This is a genomic window from Sphingomonas bacterium (assembly GCF_903643065.1).
GTDB lineage: Bacteria > Pseudomonadota > Alphaproteobacteria > Sphingomonadales > Sphingomonadaceae > Sphingomonas.
Genome location: NZ_CAHJWX010000431.1, coordinates 1 through 2,756 on the forward strand (window position 1 = coordinate 1; position 2,756 = coordinate 2,756).

General features: G+C 72.3%; 2 protein-coding genes and 1 tRNA gene. 1 reads left to right on the top strand and 2 read right to left on the bottom strand.

What is annotated here, in order from left to right; genetic code table 11:
• Positions 1–109 precede the first annotated feature (109 nt).
• A complete protein-coding gene (locus HUU95_RS13420; RefSeq protein WP_174280561.1) occupies positions 110–1,174 on the bottom strand; it encodes a lytic murein transglycosylase in 1,065 nt (354 codons plus the stop codon).
• Positions 1,175–1,310: 136 nt separating this feature from the next.
• Here HUU95_RS13420 and HUU95_RS13425 point away from each other — a divergent pair.
• Positions 1,311–1,397, top strand: a tRNA-Ser gene (locus HUU95_RS13425).
• A gap of 10 nt (positions 1,398–1,407) precedes the next feature.
• Here HUU95_RS13425 and HUU95_RS13430 read toward each other — a convergent pair.
• Positions 1,408–2,756: putative bifunctional diguanylate cyclase/phosphodiesterase (locus HUU95_RS13430; RefSeq protein WP_174280562.1), on the bottom strand; the 1,349-nt coding region annotated here is incomplete at its 5' end.

Consider the following 2,756-nt stretch of genomic DNA (forward strand, 5'->3'; position numbering starts at 1 on the left):
CTCGTGGTCCGGCAGGCGCTGTCCGGCAGGCGATGCGGCGGCGGAACGGGCCGGCCCTGGGCGGGGCGCTCCCGCGCACGCGGCGAGCAACATCGCGGCGCCCACCGCGCTAGCGGACGATCGCATCGGCCAGCAGCCCCACCGACAGCGCGTAGAAGTTCGAGCAGTTGTAATCGAGGATCACGCGGTAGTTGCCGGTGAGCAGATAGGCCGGCTGTTCCGGCCCGTCGGGCTGGAACAACGTCGCCTGCACGCGGTCGCCCGGCCACGACGCCGCCCGCGGCACGACGCCGAGCGTGCGCCACTCGGCCATCGTTCGCCAGCCGCTGTGCCGTGCGAAGACGCGTGGACAGCGTGGCGAGACGAGCTTGTTGGCCACCCCACGATCGTCGAACCCCGCCGGCAGGTCGACCGCGAAGCCCCATGGCTGACCGCGCCGCCACCCCGCGTCGCGGAAATAGCCGGCGATCGAGGCGAGCGTGTCGGCGGGGCTGGTCCAGATGTCCGCGCGCCCGTCGCCATCGCCGTCGCGCGCGACGCGCAGGTAGATCGACGGAAGGAACTGGGGATTGCCGGTCGCCCCCGCCCAGCTGCCCTTCAGCTGCTCGCGCGGCACGCCCTGGTCCACCATCTTGAGCGCGGCGAGGAACTCGCCCGCGAACAGCTCGCGCCGACGCCCGTCGTAGGCGAGGCTCGACAGGCTGCGCAGCAGATCGAAACTGCCGGTGTACCCGCCATAGTCGGTCTCGTTGCCCCAGATCGACACCATGATCGATTCGGGCACTCCCGTCTCCGCCTCGATCCGCGCCAGCCGGGGGCGGTTGGCGGCATAGGTCGAACGACCCCGCGCGATCCGCGCCGCATCGACGTGCGCGCGGTAATAGGGCGCGAACCTTGGCGGCGCCGCGTTCGGGTCAGCACCCGGCTGCGCCCGGTCGAGGTCGATCACGCGCGGATTGAAGGTCAACGTGGGCAGTACCGCGTCCAGCGTCGCGCGGCGGACGCCCATCACGGCGGCGCGCGGCCGCAGCCCGTCGAGAAACGAGTGGAAGCCCGCCTCGCGATCGCCTGCCCCGTCCTGCGCGCCTGCCGGCAGAACCGCGACGAACGCCAGCGGGCAGGCCAGCGCCCTGCCCGCCCACCGCAAGATGTTGTTGCTCCAGGCTTCCCACATGCCGCCGTTGTGACACAGGCGGGCGTCGCACGGAACACTCGATCGTGGTGCTGCCCTTGATGGCGCTGGTGCTGGCGCTGGCGCTTGCGCATCCCGCTCCGGGGCGTCAGGGGCTGTTCCGTCCACGGGCCTGCCGGGAAGAGTGTCCGAGTGGTTTAAGGAACCGGTCTTGAAAACCGGCGACGGCGCGAGCCGTCCGTGGGTTCGAATCCCACCTCTTCCGCCCGGTCGCGTCAGCCGGCCGGGCATCGCGCGTCCACCAGCGTCTCCAGCGCGGTGGCGTCGATCGGCCCGGCGCACAGGAAGCCCTGGTACAGATCGCATCCCATGAGGGCGAGCCGGTCGCGCTCGTCGGCCGTCTCCACCCCTTCCGCGATCGTGGCGATGCCGAGCGCGCCGGCGATGCCGATCACGCCGGCAAGCACGGCACGGTCGCGATCCGATCCGGTCACGTCACGGGTGATCGCCCTGTCGATCTTGAGACAGTCGACCGGCAGACGCTTGAGATAGGCGAGGCTGGAATAACCGGTGCCGAAATCGTCCAGCGCCACGCGGCATCCCGCCCGACGAAGCCGCGCCAGCACCGCCGTCGCCGCGTCCAGGTCGGGGATCAACCCGGTTTCGGTGATCTCGACCGTCAGCCGCCCGGCGGGGAAGCCGCTCGCCTCCAGCCGATCGAGGAACGCCGCCGCGAAAGCGGGCGAGGCGATGTCCTGAGCGGTGATGTTGATCGAGACCCTAAGGGTTCCGAGCGCACCACGCCAGGCCGCCGTCCGGCGCAGGGCGAGCGCCTGGACGTGCGCCGACAGCACTTCGGCCAGCCCCGCCTGTCCGGCCGCGGCGAACAGCGGCTCCGCGCCCAGCGTGCCGAGCGTCGGGTGCTCCCACCGCGCCAGCGCCTCGACGCCGACGATCCGCCCGTCGTCCAGCCGCACCTGAGGCTGGAACACGACCTCGATCTCGTCGCGCTCCATCGCGCGGTGCAGGTCGACCGCGAGCGTACCGGCGCCCTCCGGCGCCGAACCGCCACGCTCGTCGCCGGCGATCCGGACGAGGGCGCGGAGCCGCTCGACCAGCGCCGCGCCATCTTCCCCGACCTCCGGCGTGGCGGTCGCGATCCGGTGGCCCATGCTGACGGCCAGCCCGGCGACGACGAACGGCGCGGACAGCCTGCGACAGACCAGCTCGGTCGCCGCCGCGAGCGCCGGACCGGCGGCGTCGATCAGCACCAGGAACTCCGATCCCCCGACCCGCGACACGGACCAGCCGTGGTCGACGTCGTCGGCGGTCCGCTCGATCCGCGTCGCGGCCATGCGGATGAGCTGGTCGCCGATATGGCGGCCGTAGGCTGCGTTGACGATGTCGAGGCGTTCCATCGCGACCATCATCGCCATCGATCCGCCGGTCGACGCCGACAGACGACCACTCACCGCGGCGACCGCGCTCTCGGGACCGGCCCAGCCGGGTTCCGCAGTCGTGGCCGGCCGATCCGCGTCCCGCTCGGCATGCCGCCACGCGGCCTCCGCCAGGTCCGCCAGGTCGCCCGGCGCCGGATCGATCGCAAGGTGCGTCGCGCCGGCCA